General features: G+C 63.2%; 18 protein-coding genes. 11 read left to right on the top strand and 7 right to left on the bottom strand.

The window, feature by feature from the left end; all coding sequences use genetic code 11:
* Window positions 1-80: 80 nt before the first annotated feature.
* Entirely contained in the window at window positions 81-992 is a 912-nt protein-coding gene (locus tag MF606_RS00990) for a LysR substrate-binding domain-containing protein (protein WP_240231581.1), read from the top strand.
* Between the two features lie 107 nt (window positions 993-1,099).
* Here MF606_RS00990 and MF606_RS00985 read toward each other — a convergent pair whose 3' ends face one another.
* From MF606_RS00985 to MF606_RS21590, 3 genes are all read right to left on the bottom strand, one after another.
* On the bottom strand, window positions 1,100-1,921 hold the full coding sequence (locus MF606_RS00985) for a transglutaminase-like domain-containing protein (RefSeq protein ID WP_240231580.1): 822 nt from the start codon (window positions 1,919-1,921) through the stop codon (window positions 1,100-1,102).
* A 173-nt stretch (window positions 1,922-2,094) separates the two neighbouring features.
* The gene (locus tag MF606_RS00980; RefSeq protein ID WP_240231579.1) at window positions 2,095-2,325 is read right to left on the bottom strand and encodes a hypothetical protein; all 231 of its coding nucleotides are present in this window, start codon (window positions 2,323-2,325) and stop codon (window positions 2,095-2,097) included.
* Window positions 2,322-2,444 (bottom strand): hypothetical protein, encoded by a 123-nt coding sequence (locus tag MF606_RS21590; RefSeq protein WP_275693113.1) that lies wholly within the window; start codon window positions 2,442-2,444, stop codon window positions 2,322-2,324. Before MF606_RS21590 ends, MF606_RS00980 begins: the two co-directional genes overlap by 4 nt.
* A gap of 877 nt (window positions 2,445-3,321) precedes the next feature.
* Here MF606_RS21590 and MF606_RS00975 point away from each other — a divergent pair.
* Window positions 3,322-4,569 carry an NAD(P)/FAD-dependent oxidoreductase gene (locus tag MF606_RS00975; RefSeq protein ID WP_240231578.1) on the top strand — a complete coding sequence of 416 codons (1,248 nt, stop codon included), beginning with the start codon at window positions 3,322-3,324 and terminating at the stop codon, window positions 4,567-4,569.
* Between the two features lie 98 nt (window positions 4,570-4,667).
* Window positions 4,668-4,904, top strand: coding sequence for a hypothetical protein (locus MF606_RS00970; RefSeq protein WP_240231577.1), 237 nt, complete (start codon window positions 4,668-4,670; stop codon window positions 4,902-4,904).
* Window positions 4,905-4,960: 56 nt separating this feature from the next.
* Here the strand turns inward: MF606_RS00970 and MF606_RS00965 are convergent, their stop codons facing one another.
* Entirely contained in the window at window positions 4,961-5,386 is a 426-nt protein-coding gene (locus MF606_RS00965) for a VOC family protein (RefSeq protein ID WP_240231576.1), read from the bottom strand.
* A 32-nt stretch (window positions 5,387-5,418) separates the two neighbouring features.
* On the opposite strand from MF606_RS00965, the gene MF606_RS00960 reads away from it, so the two are divergent.
* Window positions 5,419-6,249 (top strand): helix-turn-helix domain-containing protein, encoded by an 831-nt coding sequence (locus MF606_RS00960; protein ID WP_240231575.1) that lies wholly within the window; start codon window positions 5,419-5,421, stop codon window positions 6,247-6,249.
* A 442-nt stretch (window positions 6,250-6,691) separates the two neighbouring features.
* On the top strand, window positions 6,692-7,111 hold the full coding sequence (locus MF606_RS00955) for a hypothetical protein (protein WP_240231574.1): 420 nt from the start codon (window positions 6,692-6,694) through the stop codon (window positions 7,109-7,111).
* Between the two features lie 28 nt (window positions 7,112-7,139).
* Here the strand turns inward: MF606_RS00955 and MF606_RS00950 are convergent, their stop codons facing one another.
* The gene (locus MF606_RS00950; RefSeq protein WP_240231573.1) at window positions 7,140-8,177 is read right to left on the bottom strand and encodes an aldo/keto reductase; all 1,038 of its coding nucleotides are present in this window, start codon (window positions 8,175-8,177) and stop codon (window positions 7,140-7,142) included.
* Between the two features lie 70 nt (window positions 8,178-8,247).
* On the opposite strand from MF606_RS00950, the gene trhO reads away from it, so the two are divergent.
* The 4 genes from trhO (at window position 8,248) to MF606_RS00930 (ending at window position 12,356) form a co-directional block, all read left to right on the top strand.
* A complete protein-coding gene (gene trhO, locus MF606_RS00945; RefSeq protein WP_240231572.1) occupies window positions 8,248-9,285 on the top strand; it encodes an oxygen-dependent tRNA uridine(34) hydroxylase TrhO in 1,038 nt (345 codons plus the stop codon).
* Between the two features lie 119 nt (window positions 9,286-9,404).
* Window positions 9,405-9,692 carry a GIY-YIG nuclease family protein gene (locus MF606_RS00940; RefSeq protein WP_240231571.1) on the top strand — a complete coding sequence of 96 codons (288 nt, stop codon included), beginning with the start codon at window positions 9,405-9,407 and terminating at the stop codon, window positions 9,690-9,692.
* A 127-nt stretch (window positions 9,693-9,819) separates the two neighbouring features.
* The gene (locus MF606_RS00935; RefSeq protein ID WP_240231570.1) at window positions 9,820-10,740 is read left to right on the top strand and encodes a LysR family transcriptional regulator; all 921 of its coding nucleotides are present in this window, start codon (window positions 9,820-9,822) and stop codon (window positions 10,738-10,740) included.
* Entirely contained in the window at window positions 10,740-12,356 is a 1,617-nt protein-coding gene (locus MF606_RS00930; RefSeq protein WP_240231569.1) for a GMC family oxidoreductase, read from the top strand. The genes MF606_RS00935 and MF606_RS00930 overlap by 1 nt, the downstream gene beginning before the upstream one ends.
* On the opposite strand, the gene MF606_RS00925 is transcribed toward MF606_RS00930, so the two are convergent.
* Window positions 12,353-12,931 carry a TetR/AcrR family transcriptional regulator gene (locus MF606_RS00925; RefSeq protein WP_240231568.1) on the bottom strand — a complete coding sequence of 193 codons (579 nt, stop codon included), beginning with the start codon at window positions 12,929-12,931 and terminating at the stop codon, window positions 12,353-12,355. The two genes, MF606_RS00930 and MF606_RS00925, sit on opposite strands and share 4 nt — an antisense overlap.
* A 105-nt stretch (window positions 12,932-13,036) precedes the next feature.
* On the opposite strand from MF606_RS00925, the gene MF606_RS00920 reads away from it, so the two are divergent.
* Entirely contained in the window at window positions 13,037-13,489 is a 453-nt protein-coding gene (locus MF606_RS00920) for a hypothetical protein (protein ID WP_240231567.1), read from the top strand.
* Window positions 13,490-13,512: 23 nt separating this feature from the next.
* Entirely contained in the window at window positions 13,513-13,902 is a 390-nt protein-coding gene (locus tag MF606_RS00915) for a hypothetical protein (protein ID WP_240231566.1), read from the top strand.
* Here MF606_RS00915 and MF606_RS00910 read toward each other — a convergent pair.
* On the bottom strand, window positions 13,872-14,588 hold the full coding sequence (locus tag MF606_RS00910; protein ID WP_240231565.1) for an alpha/beta fold hydrolase: 717 nt from the start codon (window positions 14,586-14,588) through the stop codon (window positions 13,872-13,874). The genes MF606_RS00915 and MF606_RS00910 overlap by 31 nt on opposite strands.
* Window positions 14,589-14,603 lie beyond the last annotated feature (15 nt).

Raw genomic sequence — 14,603 nt, 5'->3', positions numbered from 1 at the left:
CGTTGGTATGGACATAGTTTTGCGCCGGTGGAGCTGCTGAAGCAATGGACAAGGTCGCGCGACGGCTTTAGAAAAACTATATGGCAAACCCATTCCCCATTCCGCTCAATGCGCTGCGCGCCATCGAGATCGTGGCCCGCCGCGGCGCGCTGGCACCGGCCGCTGAAGAACTGGGCGTGACCATAGGCGCGGTCAGCCAACACTTGCGGCGGGCCGAGGAGCGGCTGGGCATGGAATTGTTCGAGCGCACGCCGAACGGGCTGCGGCCCCTGCCCGCACTCAAGGCTGTGCTCCCGCAGCTCACGGCAGGATTTTCGGCGCTGCAGGACGGATTGACGGGTCTCAGAGGCAGCGACGAGGCGGTGCTCAACCTGACGGTGGGCAGCGTCTTTGCCTCGCGCTGGCTGATCTGGCGGATCAACAAGTTCACCACGCTCAACCGGGATATCGAGGTACGGCTCAACGTGACAGCGGCCATGCTGGACCTCAGCCGACCCGATGTCGACTGCGGCATCCGCTATGGCCACGGCAAATGGCCCGGCATTCATGCCGAGCTGGTGGGCGGCTCGGCCTATCAGCCAGTTTGCGCGCCGGTGGTGGCGGCAAGGCTGAAACGGCCGGAAGACCTGGCGCAGGTGCCGGTGATCCAGGACGAGACGACGATGCTGAGCTGGGATGCCTGGCGGGCCGAAGTGGGCCTCGACCCTGATATCAAGCTAACCGGCCCAATCTATTCGGATGCCTCGCTCGCCTTCGACGCGGCGATATCGGAGCAGGGCGTGCTGATGGCCGCCGACATGATGAGCGCCGATGCGGTGAGCGACGGGCGGCTGGTGCGGCCGTTCGAGCATTCGGTGGAGGGACCGCTGGGCTATTGGCTGGTGACGGCACAGGGAAGACGGGAAAGCCGCAAGCTGCGGGCGTTTCGGACTTGGCTGAAGGCGGAGGTGCCGGCGAGTGTGCGGGGGTATGTGTATCAGAGCCGGGGGTGATGGGGGCGGTTCGACCCCATTGCTGACATTTGGCCAACCCTGCTGATGTCCCAAAAGCTGCTGGTGCGCTGTTCTGGGCGAAGCGCCCGAGCAAGGTCAGTCTACCTCTATGCCACGACGCTTGTCGCATGCTCTTCGGTGATCACGGAAAAAGCCAGCAGCTTGCTTGGCCCAAACGTCAACGTCAGAGGGACATCTGTGGCGTCTCGGCCCCTCCCAATCAGTATCCTGCCGATGCGGGGATCGTTATTTCGAGGGTCGAACAGGAGCCACTGGCCTCCCATGAAGACCTCAATCCAAGCCGCAAAGTCCTGCGGTGCATAAGGCGGGGGCAACCCGATGTCGCTAATATAGCCCGTGCAATAGCGCGCCGGGATGTTCAGGCAACGCAGGAACGCTATGGCCAGATGGGCAAAGTCGCGGCAGACGCCGACACGTTCGTTATAAGCCTCCCACGCGGTGCGCGTAGGACGAGACTTCGAATAGTCAAACCGAAGGTGGTTATGGACAAAGTCCACCACCGACTGAACGCGGGCCAGCCCTAGCGGCACATTCCCGAAGGTTTTCCAGGCGATGTCCGTGAGCAAGTCGGTCTCGCAATAGCGGCTGCCAAGCAAGAAGTGCAGGGTCTGGGGTGGCAGAGTTTGAACCGGGATCTGCTGCGCTTCTACTGGCGCGCGGTCCCAATTACCACTGTCGCGCACTGTGCCGCGTGTCCGCAAGGTCAGAAGCCCGGCCGGTGCGAGAAGCCGGTTACACCAATTTCCCACGCTGTCGTGATACCCCACGATGGGCACAGCGGGTTCGGAAACCAGTCGATCTGGCTCCTCTAAATCCGCGGCTCGCGAAGAGTGAACATTGAGCATCGCGATGATCGGCGTCGGCTGCGCCAGCTCGAAAGTCAGGTCACAGCCTATCAGAATGCGCATCGTGTTCCCTGATCAGGCGATGGAGGGTTGATCGCGGTCGTACTGGCTCGCACGAAGAGGAAGGCCGGGCCGAAGCGCTTCTCGTACGAAGCGTGGATATCCAATGTCGAGGGAAATTGATGGCGGAACCATCCGTATCCCAAGCCGGACAAACGGCAGTATTTGTGCGGTGCTCACGGCAGGGCTCGCCGATACAGTGCCGTGCGCCTGACATGCAGCATTCCGCCGCCTGCAAAGGCGAATCCAAGAAGGCCGGAAACCAATGCCAGATGCGGTGCCAGACTGATGCCGTAGAAACTTGCAACGGCCACTAGCGCGCATGCTGCCAGCAATGCTCCGACAAGACCGTATGTGAAGAAAGAGCCATTGGGCGCTGCGTTGGTCAGCTTTTGATCGACAATCATGGTGCCACCGACCGGTCCAGTGGATAGGCCGACGCATCATAGAGTTCACGGATCTGTTCGCCGGTGAAGCGACGTTCGTCGACCTCTAGCAGGGTGCCCCTCAGAAGCTTGGTCGGCATGTCTTCAATGGCGTATCGGAGGGCTTCCGCCGCCCGTCCGAAGCGTCTGTAGGTTACCTTAGCGGACCCGCGAGCGACACGGCTTGGATAGAGATCTGCAGACGCAGCATAGTCAAAGGTGGTCACGGCTAGCCTTTTCTCGCTGCCGAAGGCAGCTGAGCTGCCCGGCGCAGGACGCAACCGGGATATCAACATTCGCAAAGTCGGTGGATCGGCAAGCGCCATTTGCTGCCGACGGACATACGGCAAGCAGCATCATCCCTACTTTCGCAATGCGTTCCTTTCAAGGCGTGGCTAGGCGAGGCATCAAGGTCGCCCACCTCCAGCGGATAGCTGGGTTCAAAGCGGCGTCTGCCGCCAAGCCATCCCTGCGGTCTTGTTCAGCGATGTGGACCACAGCTCCGCTTCCCACCGCGCGAGCCGATAAAGCCTACGCCAACTTCCGTCCTGCATCTGGGTGTCTGCGGGCTCGCCAGTCATCATGTCGATGACATGCCAGGTCCCATCCTGATGGGTGGCGAGGTGATACCGGGTTAAGCTGTCCATGAGCTAGATTAGCACCGAAATGCCTACCGTCTGCCGCAAAGATGCAACTATTGGGCGAGGCACAATGCGGCATTGGCCTTGCAGCTTGGTCGAGCGTCACGAACGGCAAACGGCTGGTCCACTTCCATCCCGACGCATACGGCTCGAAGTGATGGAAGCGCGCGCGCTGGGAAGGCAAGCTGCAATATTGTTGCGCCGATACGACCTAACGCTGGATGTTTCTGTCGCGACGCGGTGCGAGATGGTGCAGATTGCATGAAATTGCCTGCCGCGATCTGCTAGAAAGGGGCAATAGTAGCAGGACGCAGTCGATTTCGGAGACAGGTAGGGCATGGACGACGTCATTATTGTTGGCGCGGGTATTGTTGGCGTTTCGACGGCGATCCACCTGTTGCGGCGCGGGCGCGGGGTGACGCTGATCGACAGACAGGCACCCGGCCGCGAGACCTCGTTCGGCAATGCCGGGATTATCCAGCGTGAGGGTGTGCGCCCGCATGCGTTTCCGCGCGACCTGGCCATGTTGATGCAGGTGGGGCTGCACCTTTCCACGGCAGCCCGCTATGAGCCGCTGGCCCTGCCCCGGCTGGCGCCGGCGCTGCTGCGCTATTGGTGGGCGTCGTCGCCGGAGAGCTACAAGCGGGTGGTGCAGAGCTATGCGCCGCTGATCGCTCGCTCGATCATTGCCCACAAGGACCTGATGGACCAGGCGGGGCCGGATGCGGAAGCGCTGGTGAGCAAGAGCGGCTGGTTCCTGGCGTTCCGCAGCGATGAGGGGCTGAAGAAGGAAGCGGCAAAGGCACGGGCGGACAAGGAGCAATTCGGTATTAGCCACGAGGTGGTGGAATGGCCGGAGCTCAAGCGCATCGAGCCCGACCTCAAGGGTGGGCTGGCGGGCGCCGTGCACTGGACCGATCCGTGGACGGTGCGCGATCCCGGCGCGCTGGTCGGGGAATATTTCAAGCTGTTCGAAAAGCTGGGCGGCACATTTGTTTCGGGCGCGGTGACCGCGCTGGAGCAGGATGGCGATGGCTGGGCGGCAGTAGTGGATGGGACCCGCCATAGCGGTAAGGAAGCGGTGATCGCGCTGGGACCGTGGGCGCCTGATGTGCTCGACAGGCTGGGCTACCGGCTGCCGCTCTTCGTCAAGCGCGGCTATCACATGCATTACGGCACAGAGGGTGGCGCCAAGCTCAACAATCTGCTGCTCGACGCCGAGGTGGGCTATGTGATCGCGCCGATGGCACGCGGCATTCGCCTGACCACGGGCGCCGAATTTGCCATGCGCGACGCGGCGCCGACGCCGATCCAGCTCGGCAAGGCGGAAGCGGCGGCACGGCAACTGTTCCCGATCGGCGAACGACTCGATCCCGAGCCGTGGAAGGGCGCGCGGCCCTGCACGCCCGACATGATGCCCATCATCGGCAAGGCCCCCAAGCACCGTGGGCTATGGGCGGGGATCGGGCATGCGCATCACGGCTTTACGCTGGGGCCGGCGACGGGCGAATTGCTGGCGCAGGCGATGACGGGCGAAGCCACCGCGATCGACATCAAGCCGTTCGGCATGGAGCGGTTCCTGTAACGTGGCTGGCCTATCGGCGCCAGGCCTGCGATAAGCCCAATGTGGCAGATACATATCGGGCTTGGCTCCGCGGAGCCGTCAAATGGCAACAGATCGCGGTGATCGACCTGCGGGAAGTCGACGGAACCGGCAAGCGATTGCAGGCGGCCGGGCTCAAGACGCTTGGCGAAATCGAAGAGATGGAAGGCCCGGAGCTGCTGAAGCTGCCCGGGCTTGGCGTCGGCGTGATCAAGCGCGTCCGCGCCATCATCAAGAACTGCAAGGCCGTGGAGCGACGGCGACGAGCGGCCGCGGCACCAACGCGGCTGCGCGCGCCAAGGGTTTTTCCGAGCTGATGGGGACGTGAAGAGCCCTCGGGCCAGGCCCGAGGGTGACAATCTGTGACGAATTGTCAGGCTGCGTGCAGGGCGACGTAATGCGGGTTGTACATGATGCCCAGGACGTTGCCGAAGGGGTCGACCACCGAGGCGGTGACGAAGCCGGTTTCGCCGCGCTTGGTGATCGGGTCGTATTGCTTGGCGCCCAGTTCGATCAAGCGGGCGAAGGCGGTTTCGATATTGTCGACATGCCAGAGCAGGATGGAGCCGCCCGGGCCGGCCTGCATGCCTTCGGGCGCATAGCGGCGGTCGATGATGCCGAACTCGTCCTCATCGTCGCCGATGCGGAACTCGATATAGGCCGGGTTCTCGCGGCTGGGCATCTGGAAATAGGCTTCGACGCCGAACAGCTCGGCATACCAGTCGCGAGCGGCGATCATGTCATCGGCAAAATAGTTGACGGTGGCCATGCCGCGCAGGAAGTGCTTGTTGGTGGTCATTTGGTAGGTCCCTTCTTGTTGATGCACCCACAATGACCGATGGTTCGAAGCCCGTATTTCAAAAACCCGCAGAGGTTTACGAGCCGCGCGGCAGGCTTGATCCGGCGGGATTCGAGCGGCATGTGCAATTCCGCATGGAACCGCCGCCAGAGGACCTGGCACCGTTCATTGTGCATTTCTGGGTAATCCGCTGGGACAGTGCCCTTGGGCATTACGATTCAAGCGAAGTGATGCACCGGCCCTATGTCGATGTGTTTCTGTCGGCGCAGGAATCGGGGATCCAGGGCACGTTTCGCGGCAAGCGCACCTATTCGGCTGCGGGGAGCGGGCGGATCATCGGCATGCGCTTCCGGCCGGGTGCGTTCCATGCGTTCTGGCGCGGGCAAATGGCGGACCTGCAGGACAAGGTGGTGCCGCTGACGCAGGTGTTTGCCTGGGCCGACGCACCGGGCATTGCGCGGATACTGGCACGGGATGACGATGCGGCGATCGCCGAGTTGCAGGCTTTGATCCGGACAAAATTGCCGGGTCCGGACGAAACCATCGGGCTGATCAACGAGATTATCGGCGACGTCGAGACCGACGAGGCGCTGACCAGTGTGTCGGCGGTGGCGGCCGCCTATGGCAAGAGCGAGCGCTGGCTGCAACAGGTGTTTCGCGACTATCTCGGGATCGGACTCAAATGGCTATTGCAGCGCAAGCGCCTGCTGCTGGCAGCCGCGCAGATCCGGGAGAGCGATGAGCCGGACTGGGTCGGGATCGCCTATGATCTTGGCTATTCGAGCCAGCAGCATTTCATCACCGATTTCAGGACCGTGCTGGGGGAGACGCCGGTGCAGTACAAGAAGGGGCTGTTACGGTAGGTGGGCCATGCCAGATAGACTCGACAAGTCGCGCCGAACCAGCCAGAAGACTTCCAACGTACTGGGGGGAAACAGTTTTGCGCAATCTGCCGACGATCGTAATTGTAATGATGGGTTGGCTGGCTTTGGCGACCGCAAGTAATGCCTTTCCGAGAATGGAATGCGCGCTAAATGCCGATGGATCAGCGCTAACGGTTGTGGCGTCCTATCCACGTGTCGAGATCGCCAATGTCGAAATGCATAAGGGAGCATTCACCTGTCAGCAATCTTGCCTGGTCAAGGCCGCAGGTGAGCGGACTTTCTCGTCCTTCCAGTGCCAATTTCGCTTGAACCCGGACGCGCCCCAACAAGTCGTGTGCGAACAACGAGGCGCGGGCCCCGGAGCCTACGTCGATTTTCGCCATAAGGAAGGGGTTTGTGTACCGATCCGATAGGCCCAACCATGCGCACTCTCGTTTTCTATCTGCTGCTGACGCTCTTCGTAGTCCCCCTTGCCCATGCTGAGCAGCTCGGCGGATACACCAATATGACTTGGGATGCGGGGCACGGCACTCAGGTCGAGTATCTGTCGACCCGGGGCAAAGCCTATCTCTGGTATCCGGGAAACGCCGTCATCCTTGAGGGTCGTTGGAAGCGTGAAGGCACCAACATCTGCTTCGCCTATGGCGAGAACACCTACAACCCGGTGACAGGCAATCAAGGCGGCGACTGGGAATGCATGCCATCCGACCTCTACCAGGCGGCAAGCACCGAGCGGATGCAGGGTGACGTGCTCGCCTTGGCGGATCGCGCGACACCCCCGTTCAGGCTGGATCGGGCGCGGACGACGCTCAACAAACTGATCGCCCGCGCATCCCGCTGACCCGTCAGCTCATGACGGCTCGCTGCGCCTAGCGCAGCCAGCCGCTGGGGCGGGGGTGGAGTTCCATCTGGCCGTCTTTGGTGGCCTCGTCAATGGCGGCGATTTCGGACGGCGTCAGGGTCAGGTTGTTGAGGACGCCCAGATTGTCCTGAAGCTGTTCGAGGTTGCGCACGCCGATCAGGGCCGAGGTCATTTCGGGGCGGCGCAGGGCCCAGGAAAGGGCGAGCTGGACCATGGACTGGCCGCGGCTCCTGGCGATGTCGCCCAGCTTGTCGACGGCGGCGAGGACGCGGGGCTCTATGTGGCTGGGACGGAGCGAGCTGTTCGGATTTTCGCCACGAGTGCCGGATTTATCGCTGGAATTGTATTTGCCTGAGAGCACGCCCTGCGCCAGCGGCGAGAAGGCGATGATACCGATGCCCAGTTCCCCGCAGGCGTCGATGGTGTGGTCGTTCTCGATCCAGCGGTTGATCATCGAATAGCTGGGCTGGTGGATGGTGGTGGCGACGCCCATGGATTTGAGGATGGCGTGGGCTTCGCGCGTTTCCTTTTCCGGATAGCTCGAAATGCCGACATAGAGCGCCTTGCCGGAGCGCACGGCGTGGGCGAGCGCGCCCATGGTTTCTTCGAGCGGTGTTTCGGGGTCGTAGCGGTGGGAATAGAAGATATCGACATAGTCGAGGCCCATGCGCTTGAGCGACTGATCGAGGCTGGCGAGGAGATATTTGCGGGAGCCGAATTCGCCATAGGGGCCGGGCCACATATTGTAGCCGGCCTTGGTGGAGATGATCAGCTCGTCGCGATAGGGACGGAAATCGCGGGCCATGACCATGCCGAACAGCTCTTCGGAGGAGCCGGCGGGCGGGCCGTAATTGTTGGCCAGGTCGAAATGAGTGATGCCATTATCGAAGGCGTAGCCCAGGATTTCCATGGCGGTGGGGTAATCGCGGGTGCCGCCGAAATTCTGCCAAAGGCCGAGGCTGATGACCGGCAGCTTGAGGCCCGAGCGACCGGAGCGGCGGTATTGCATGGTATCATAGCGTGCCGTATCGGCCCGGTAGGGCATGGCCTGTCTCCCGATGATTTGCGGCTGGCCGCGCGTGACGCATGGCGCGACGGGTGGTATGAGCGGGCCGATGAACCGGCCGCGTATCGATATGAGCAATCTGCCCCAAGCCAATCAACCATACAAGGTGATGGCGATCTATAAGTTCGCTGACCTGCCGGATGCGGAAGCGATCCAGCCTGTGCTGGCCAAATTTTGCTGTGGGCGCGACATCAAGGGGACGCTGATCCTGGCGCCGGAGGGCATTAACGGCACGGTGGCGGGCACGGTCGCTGACATCGATGCACTGGCGGATTGGCTGTTCGAGGGGCCGGTGTTCGGCGGGCGGCTCGATGGGGCCGAGGTCAAGTATTCGACCGCGGAGGCGATGCCGTTCCTGCGCATGAAGGTCCGGCTCAAGCCTGAAATCGTGACGCTGCGCGCGCCGGAGGCCAATCCGGCCAAGAGCGTTGGCACCTATGTCGAGGCCGCGGACTGGAATGCGCTGATCGAGCGCAATGACGTGGTGCTGGTCGATACGCGCAATGACTACGAGGTGGGGCTGGGCACGTTCCAGAGGGCGCTCGATCCGGCGACCAAGAGCTTCACGGAGTTCAAGGACTATGTGGAAGAGCATCTCGACCCTCAGCGGGACAAGAAGGTGGCGATGTTCTGCACCGGCGGCATCCGCTGCGAGAAGGCGTCGAGCTACCTGCTGTCGAAGGGTTTCGAGGAGGTGTTTCACCTCAAAGGCGGGATCCTCAAATACCTCGAAGTGGTGCCGGAGGCGGAGAGCCGGTTTGCCGGGGAGTGCTTCGTGTTCGACGAGCGCGTGTCGGTGGGGCATGGGCTGATCGAGGGCGATGCGACGCTGTGCCGGGCCTGCCGGCATCCGTTGACGGCCGAGGATCGGGCGGCGCCCGGCTATGTCGAGGGCGTGAGTTGCCCGCATTGCGTTGGCGAGGCGGACAAACATGCCGCGGCGGCCGAGCGGCAGAAGCAGATGGAACTAGCACGGCAACGCGGTGCGGCGCATCTGGGGGACGACGCGGCGAAGCTGGCGGCGGAGCGCAAGGCGCAGAAGCGCGCGCAGGCCGAGGCTTCGCGGGAGCGGAACAGGGCGGGTTAAGCGTAGCGAAGAATGGATTGCCCGGACGAGCCGGGCAATGACGGTGGGGGGATGTGATGCCGCCACCGCCGTCATCACCGGGCTTGTCCCGGTGATCCATTTTCCGGCATGCTCAGGGAATGAGGGGCTACGTCTACATTCTCGCATCCAAGAAAAATGGAACTCTCTATACCGGCGTGACGTCGAATCCGTCTCGCCGGTGGTTCGAGCATCAGCATGCGCTGACGCCGGGATTTACGTCTCGATACGGCGTCAAGACGCTGGTGTGGATCGAGGAACACAATCTGGTCGTGGATGCGATCCGCCGTGAGAAAGCCATCAAGAAATATCCCAGACAGTGGAAGATCAATCTGATTGAGGCGATCAATCCGACCGACATCAGTTCGTGGCTACTCGATGCCCGGTGATGGATCACCCGGACAAGCCGGGTGATGACGGCGTGGGAAAGGTCCGCGGGGCCACACTTCCCCATTGCATTTGCCGATGGTAGCGTTGAATTTCCTTTCGATAACTCCAGCGTCATAAGCCAATCCGATGGACCTCGATCAGCTTCGCACCTTTGACCGCATTGTGCGTGAGCAGAGTTTTACCCGGGCGGCGGCCTATCTCAATATTACCCAGGCGACGGCGTCGATGCGCATTCGGGCGCTGGAATCGCTCTTGGGCGTCACGCTGTTCGTGCGGGGGCGGACGGTAACGCTGACCGATCAGGGCATGACCTTTTTGCCCTTTGCGCGGCGCATTATCGGCACGGCGCAGGAGGGGCGCGAGGCGTTGCGGCGGGTGGAGCGCGGGCGGATCGCCATTGCGTCGCTGCGGAGCCTGGTGACGCCGCTGGTGACCGAGCCGCTGCTGCGGTTTCAGGAAAAATATCCTGGCGTCGATGTGGTGGTGAACGAGGGGCGGCAGGCCCAGATCGCCGCCATGCTACACGAGCGCGATGCGGAGATGGGGATTTTGTGCTGGCCCAATCTCGATCCGCTGGTGGTGGATCTGGTACCGCTGGTAATCATGCGCGAGCGGGTGCCGCTAGTGGTGGCGCCGGAGATCGCGGCGCAATTGTCGAGCCAGCCGAGTATCGACGAGGTGTTGGCGCTGGTGCCGCGGGTGATTTCGCTGCGCTGGTGGCAGGCGGAGCCGGAAGCGGCGGCGACGCTGGTGCGGCTGGCCAAGACCAGCGTTGAACTGCCCACCGGACCCGGCCGGCGGCTGGCCGCCAAGGGCAAAGGGCTGGGCTTTTTCGTCAATTCGGCGATTGCCGATGACGTCAAGGCCGGGCGGCTGGTGGAGATCGCGCCTGTTAATTTCGAGCCGTTGCATCGCGATACCGCCATGGTGGTACGGTCGCTGGCAGCGCTCGACCGCGAGATGCTGGCCGATTTCGTGGCCGAGATCGCGCTCGAATGCGCCAATGTCGGCGTCATTCTGGAAAACCGGCTCGGCGGAGATGCGTGATGGCATATGACTTCGTCATCGCCGGGGGCGGATCGGCGGCCAGCGTGGCGGCGATGCGGCTGGTGCGCGAGTTCGGTTTCTCGGTGCTGCTGCTTGAGCGCGGACCGGCGACAACCAACCGCATCATGGCCATGCCGGCGGGTTACATGAAGTTCCTGGCGCGCGACGATTTTCTCGAAATGCACAAGACGGTGCCGCAGCCGCAATTGGGTGGGCGGGCGCCAATCGTGCCTGTCGGCAAGGCACTGGGTGGCGGCAGCGCCGTCAACGCCATGGTCTACATGCGCGGGCAGGCGGAGGACTATGACGGCTGGGCGGCGGGCTTGGGTAATAGCGGGGAATGGTCCTATCGGGACATGCTGCCGCATTTTACCGGCATCGAGGCCAATAGCCGGTTCAACGACCAGTATCACGGCATTGGCGGCAATCTGCGGGTGTCTGACCCGGGGCAGCTTTCTGAAACAACCGAGGACTTCCTGCTGGCGGCGCAAGGGCTGGGGCACGCCTACAATCCCGATTTCAACGGCGCGCGGCAGAACGGCGTCGGCATTATGCAGCATACCTATGGGCAATGGGGGCGCTACAAGGAGCGCTCGGACGCCAAGAAGGCGTTTCTCGACCCCTTGGCCGAGGACAAGCGGCTGACCATTATCACCGGGGCGCGGGTGGATCGGATCGTGGTCGAGAATGGGCGGGCGGTGGGGCTGGTCTATGAGAAGGATAGCGCCACCCACACAGTGCGGGCCGAACGCGAGGTGCTGGTGGCAGCCGGCACCTACAATAGCGCCAAGCTGATGATGCTGAGCGGCATCGGACCGGCGGAGCATTTGCGCGAACATGGCATCGCGGTGGTCGCAGACATTGCCGGCGTCGGACAGAACCTGCAGGACCACCACGAGGTACCTGTTATCGCGACCACCAAGCAGCCGTCGGGCTATTTCGGCCAGGACAAGGGCTGGAACATGGTGCGCAATGGCTTGCAGTACCTGCTGTTCAATTCTGGGCCGGTGACGACGACCGGCATCGAGGCCTGCCTGTTCTTCGACCCCGATGGCGGCGAGCGGCCGACCATCCAGCTCTATTGCGCGCCGATCGTCTATCTCGACCGCGATGTGAGCGCGGCGGAGCCGACCTGGGGCGTCACCTTCACCTCATGCCTGTTGCGGCCCAAGGCGCGCGGCACGGTGAGTTTGCGGTCGGCGAACCCAGAGGATCAGCCGCTGGTCAACTGCAACTTCTTTGGCGACCCGGACGATCTGCGGCTGACCGTCAAGGCACTGGAGACGGCGCGGGCGCTGCTCGAAACCGAGCCGTTCAAGAGCAAAATTGCCGAAGAACTGTTGCCGGGTGCTGCCGCGATGAGCGATCCGGCGGCGCTGGAGCGGTATTGCGCGCAGACGGTCAAGACCAATTACCACCCGGTGGGCACGCTGCGCATGGGGCTCGACGGCGACCCGAGCGCGGTAGTGGGACCGGACCTTAAGGTGCGGGGCATTGACGGGCTCAGGGTGATCGACTGTTCGATCATGCCGCAGATCGTATCGGGCAACACCAATGCACCGGCCATGGCCATCGGCAGCAAGGCCGCGGGATTGATCGCGGCGGAATATGCTTAGGGACGCCCGGGCGCAGCGGCGATAGTGCGTTCGACCAGATCGAGGAAAGCCGCGTCGTCGGCCAGATAGGGCGCGTAGGGCCGCACCAGGAAGAGGCCGATCAGCGCCAGGTAAATCGCCTTTGCGAGCAGGTTTGCCGCCCGTTCGTCGTAGCCGAGCGCCACCAGATCGCCGACCAGGAAATCGATGCGCGCGGCTTCGACACGGGCGAAACGTTCACCCACGACGGGGTCCTGCGCCGCCCAGGCTCGAATCGCCGTTTCCGACCGGGCCACGTTGACGCCGCGCATGAGCACCATAACGGCGTCAGCGGCGAGCCAGCGTAGCCGTTCGGCCGGATCGGCAATGTCGGCGACATGGTCGATGAGGTCGGTCGTGCCCTCGCGCTCCCAGAATTCGAGCATGGCAGCGAGCAAAGCCGGCCGGTCGGCGAAATGCCAGTAGAACGACCCCTTGGTGGTGCCCAGGCGCTTGGCCAGCCGCTCGACGCGGACGGATTCGACGCCGCCATCGGCCAGGGCTGCAAGGCCGGCAATGATCCAATCGGTCGGGGTGAGGCTGGCTTTTTCGGACACTCAATACTCCGTTCGCGACACGCTGCCGCATCCATACGTCAGCGTATGGACTCTGCGCAAGACCGGCGTAACATACGGCTCCGTATGGAACTCAAGGAGAGTATGATGACGATCCTCAATGAGACGCACGCCTTAGCTGTACGCGGCTGGACGGCGCGCCGCTACGGTCTGATGGTTGGGGTGGTGCTATCGGCGGTGGGTGGCCGGTATCACATTGCCGTGGGCACGCAGATGGTGATGGGGCCGGTCTACGAAGCCGCGCTCCCACCCAAGGTCGCCGCGATCCTCGAAGTGATGTGGTGGCAGATGGCGGCGCTGATCATCGGCGGGGGTGTCGCCATGGCGGTGGCCGCCTTCAAGGTGGAGTGGCGGCGGCCCCTGGCGTGGTTGGTGGGCGGGCACTACCTGGTGATCGCGGTGATCTGCCTGGCGATCAGCATTGTGTGGTTCGGTTCGCCGCTGGGGCTGTTCCAGTGGATGATCTTCGGTTCGCTGGGCCTGCTGCTGGTGTGGGCCGGATGGGGCCAGACGGCTCGAAACACCGGGGGTGCATGCTGATGCTGCGCTGGGCGGGATATATAATGATCGCCATGTCGCTGCTGCACTTCGTGGTGCTCGGCATGGATGCAATGCCATTGATGGGCGGCTGGGCAAGCGGAGCGCTGTGGACCATGGCGCATTGGGAGCCGGTGATCAGCCAGCCGCAGCCGCTGTTGGCCAACAATGCCGCCTTCCACGCCACGCTGGGCAGTTTTGCCGGGCCGATGCTGGTGTTCGGGGCACTGGTGGTGTGGATGGATAGGCGGGGCATCGTGCCTCCGGCTTTCCTGGGCTGGGGTCTTGGCGCCTGGGCGCTGATCGCGTCGCTGGTGATGGAGCCGAGCGGCTATCCGCTGGGCCTGATCCCCGCTGTGCTGCTGATCATGGCCAGCCGGCGCGGTCAGCGGGTCCAGAAATCGGCGAGGGCGTGACGCCATTGCTGGGTGGCGTCGAGATTGGCGCAATGGCCGCCCTCAGGCAGATGGGTGATGGTCCAGTTTGGACGCGGACCAATGCGCTTGAGGGCGGGACGCAAAGCGAGGTTGACGGCGGTGTCGCGGCCGCCAACCAGGATGTGCACGGGGCCGGGATAGCCAAGGGCATTGTCGAGTAGGTCGTAGCGTCGGACATGACTGCTGATGGCGGCGCCGACGCGCGGATCGAAGGCGCGGGCCATGGCCGCGATGGTGGGGCGGGCCGGCTTGTGGCGCGTGGTGTTGAAGGCGGTGATGGTCGAGAGCAGGCGTCGGCCCAAAGTGGCATAGAGCAGCGGGAAGACCGGGGCCACCGCCGCCGGCAGATTGAGCGCGAAGCAGGTACCGAACAACGACAGCGATTTGAAGCGCTCGGGCTGGCGCGCGACGAGGTCGAGCGCCACGATGCCGCCAAGGGAATTGCCGACCCAATGGACCGAAGTGGCGCCAGCATGGTCGAGCATGGTGGCCATATCGGTCGCGAGAGTGGGGATGGAAAAGTCGTCGGGGCGATTGGTTGATGGGGCCGAGGATTGGCCGTGACCGCGCAGATCGGGCACCAGCACGCGGTAGCCTGCAACGGCGAAATGCTTGATATCGGCGGTGAACTGGCTGCCACCGGCGGCGAGGCCGTGGCAAAGCACGATGGTCTCGCCATC

It is taken from the genome of Devosia lacusdianchii (assembly GCF_022429625.1).
Lineage (GTDB): Bacteria > Pseudomonadota > Alphaproteobacteria > Rhizobiales > Devosiaceae > Devosia > Devosia lacusdianchii.
The sequence above is the reverse complement of the archived record's forward strand: the minus strand, read 5'-3'. Positions and strand labels throughout refer to the sequence as shown.

Excerpts from the sequence above, each read along its gene's own strand:
- MF606_RS00920 (WP_240231567.1), top strand. The coding sequence starts at position 13,037 with ATGACGATCCTCAATGAGACGCACGCCTTAGCTGTACGCGGCTGGACG.
- MF606_RS00985 (WP_240231580.1), bottom strand. The coding sequence starts at position 1,921 with ATGCGCATTCTGATAGGCTGTGACCTGACTTTCGAGCTGGCGCAGCCG.
- MF606_RS00915 (WP_240231566.1), top strand. The coding sequence starts at position 13,513 with ATGATCGCCATGTCGCTGCTGCACTTCGTGGTGCTCGGCATGGATGCA.
- MF606_RS00975 (WP_240231578.1), top strand. The coding sequence starts at position 3,322 with ATGGACGACGTCATTATTGTTGGCGCGGGTATTGTTGGCGTTTCGACG.
- MF606_RS21590 (WP_275693113.1), bottom strand. The coding sequence starts at position 2,444 with ATGCCGACCAAGCTTCTGAGGGGCACCCTGCTAGAGGTCGACGAACGT.
- MF606_RS00965 (WP_240231576.1), bottom strand. The coding sequence starts at position 5,386 with ATGACCACCAACAAGCACTTCCTGCGCGGCATGGCCACCGTCAACTAT.
- MF606_RS00930 (WP_240231569.1), top strand. The coding sequence starts at position 10,740 with ATGGCATATGACTTCGTCATCGCCGGGGGCGGATCGGCGGCCAGCGTG.
- trhO (WP_240231572.1), top strand. The coding sequence starts at position 8,248 with ATGAACCGGCCGCGTATCGATATGAGCAATCTGCCCCAAGCCAATCAA.
- MF606_RS00935 (WP_240231570.1), top strand. The coding sequence starts at position 9,820 with ATGGACCTCGATCAGCTTCGCACCTTTGACCGCATTGTGCGTGAGCAG.
- MF606_RS00980 (WP_240231579.1), bottom strand. The coding sequence starts at position 2,325 with ATGATTGTCGATCAAAAGCTGACCAACGCAGCGCCCAATGGCTCTTTC.
- MF606_RS00955 (WP_240231574.1), top strand. The coding sequence starts at position 6,692 with ATGCGCACTCTCGTTTTCTATCTGCTGCTGACGCTCTTCGTAGTCCCC.
- MF606_RS00940 (WP_240231571.1), top strand. The coding sequence starts at position 9,405 with ATGAGGGGCTACGTCTACATTCTCGCATCCAAGAAAAATGGAACTCTC.
- MF606_RS00990 (WP_240231581.1), top strand. The coding sequence starts at position 81 with ATGGCAAACCCATTCCCCATTCCGCTCAATGCGCTGCGCGCCATCGAG.
- MF606_RS00960 (WP_240231575.1), top strand. The coding sequence starts at position 5,419 with ATGACCGATGGTTCGAAGCCCGTATTTCAAAAACCCGCAGAGGTTTAC.
- MF606_RS00950 (WP_240231573.1), bottom strand. The coding sequence starts at position 8,177 with ATGCCCTACCGGGCCGATACGGCACGCTATGATACCATGCAATACCGC.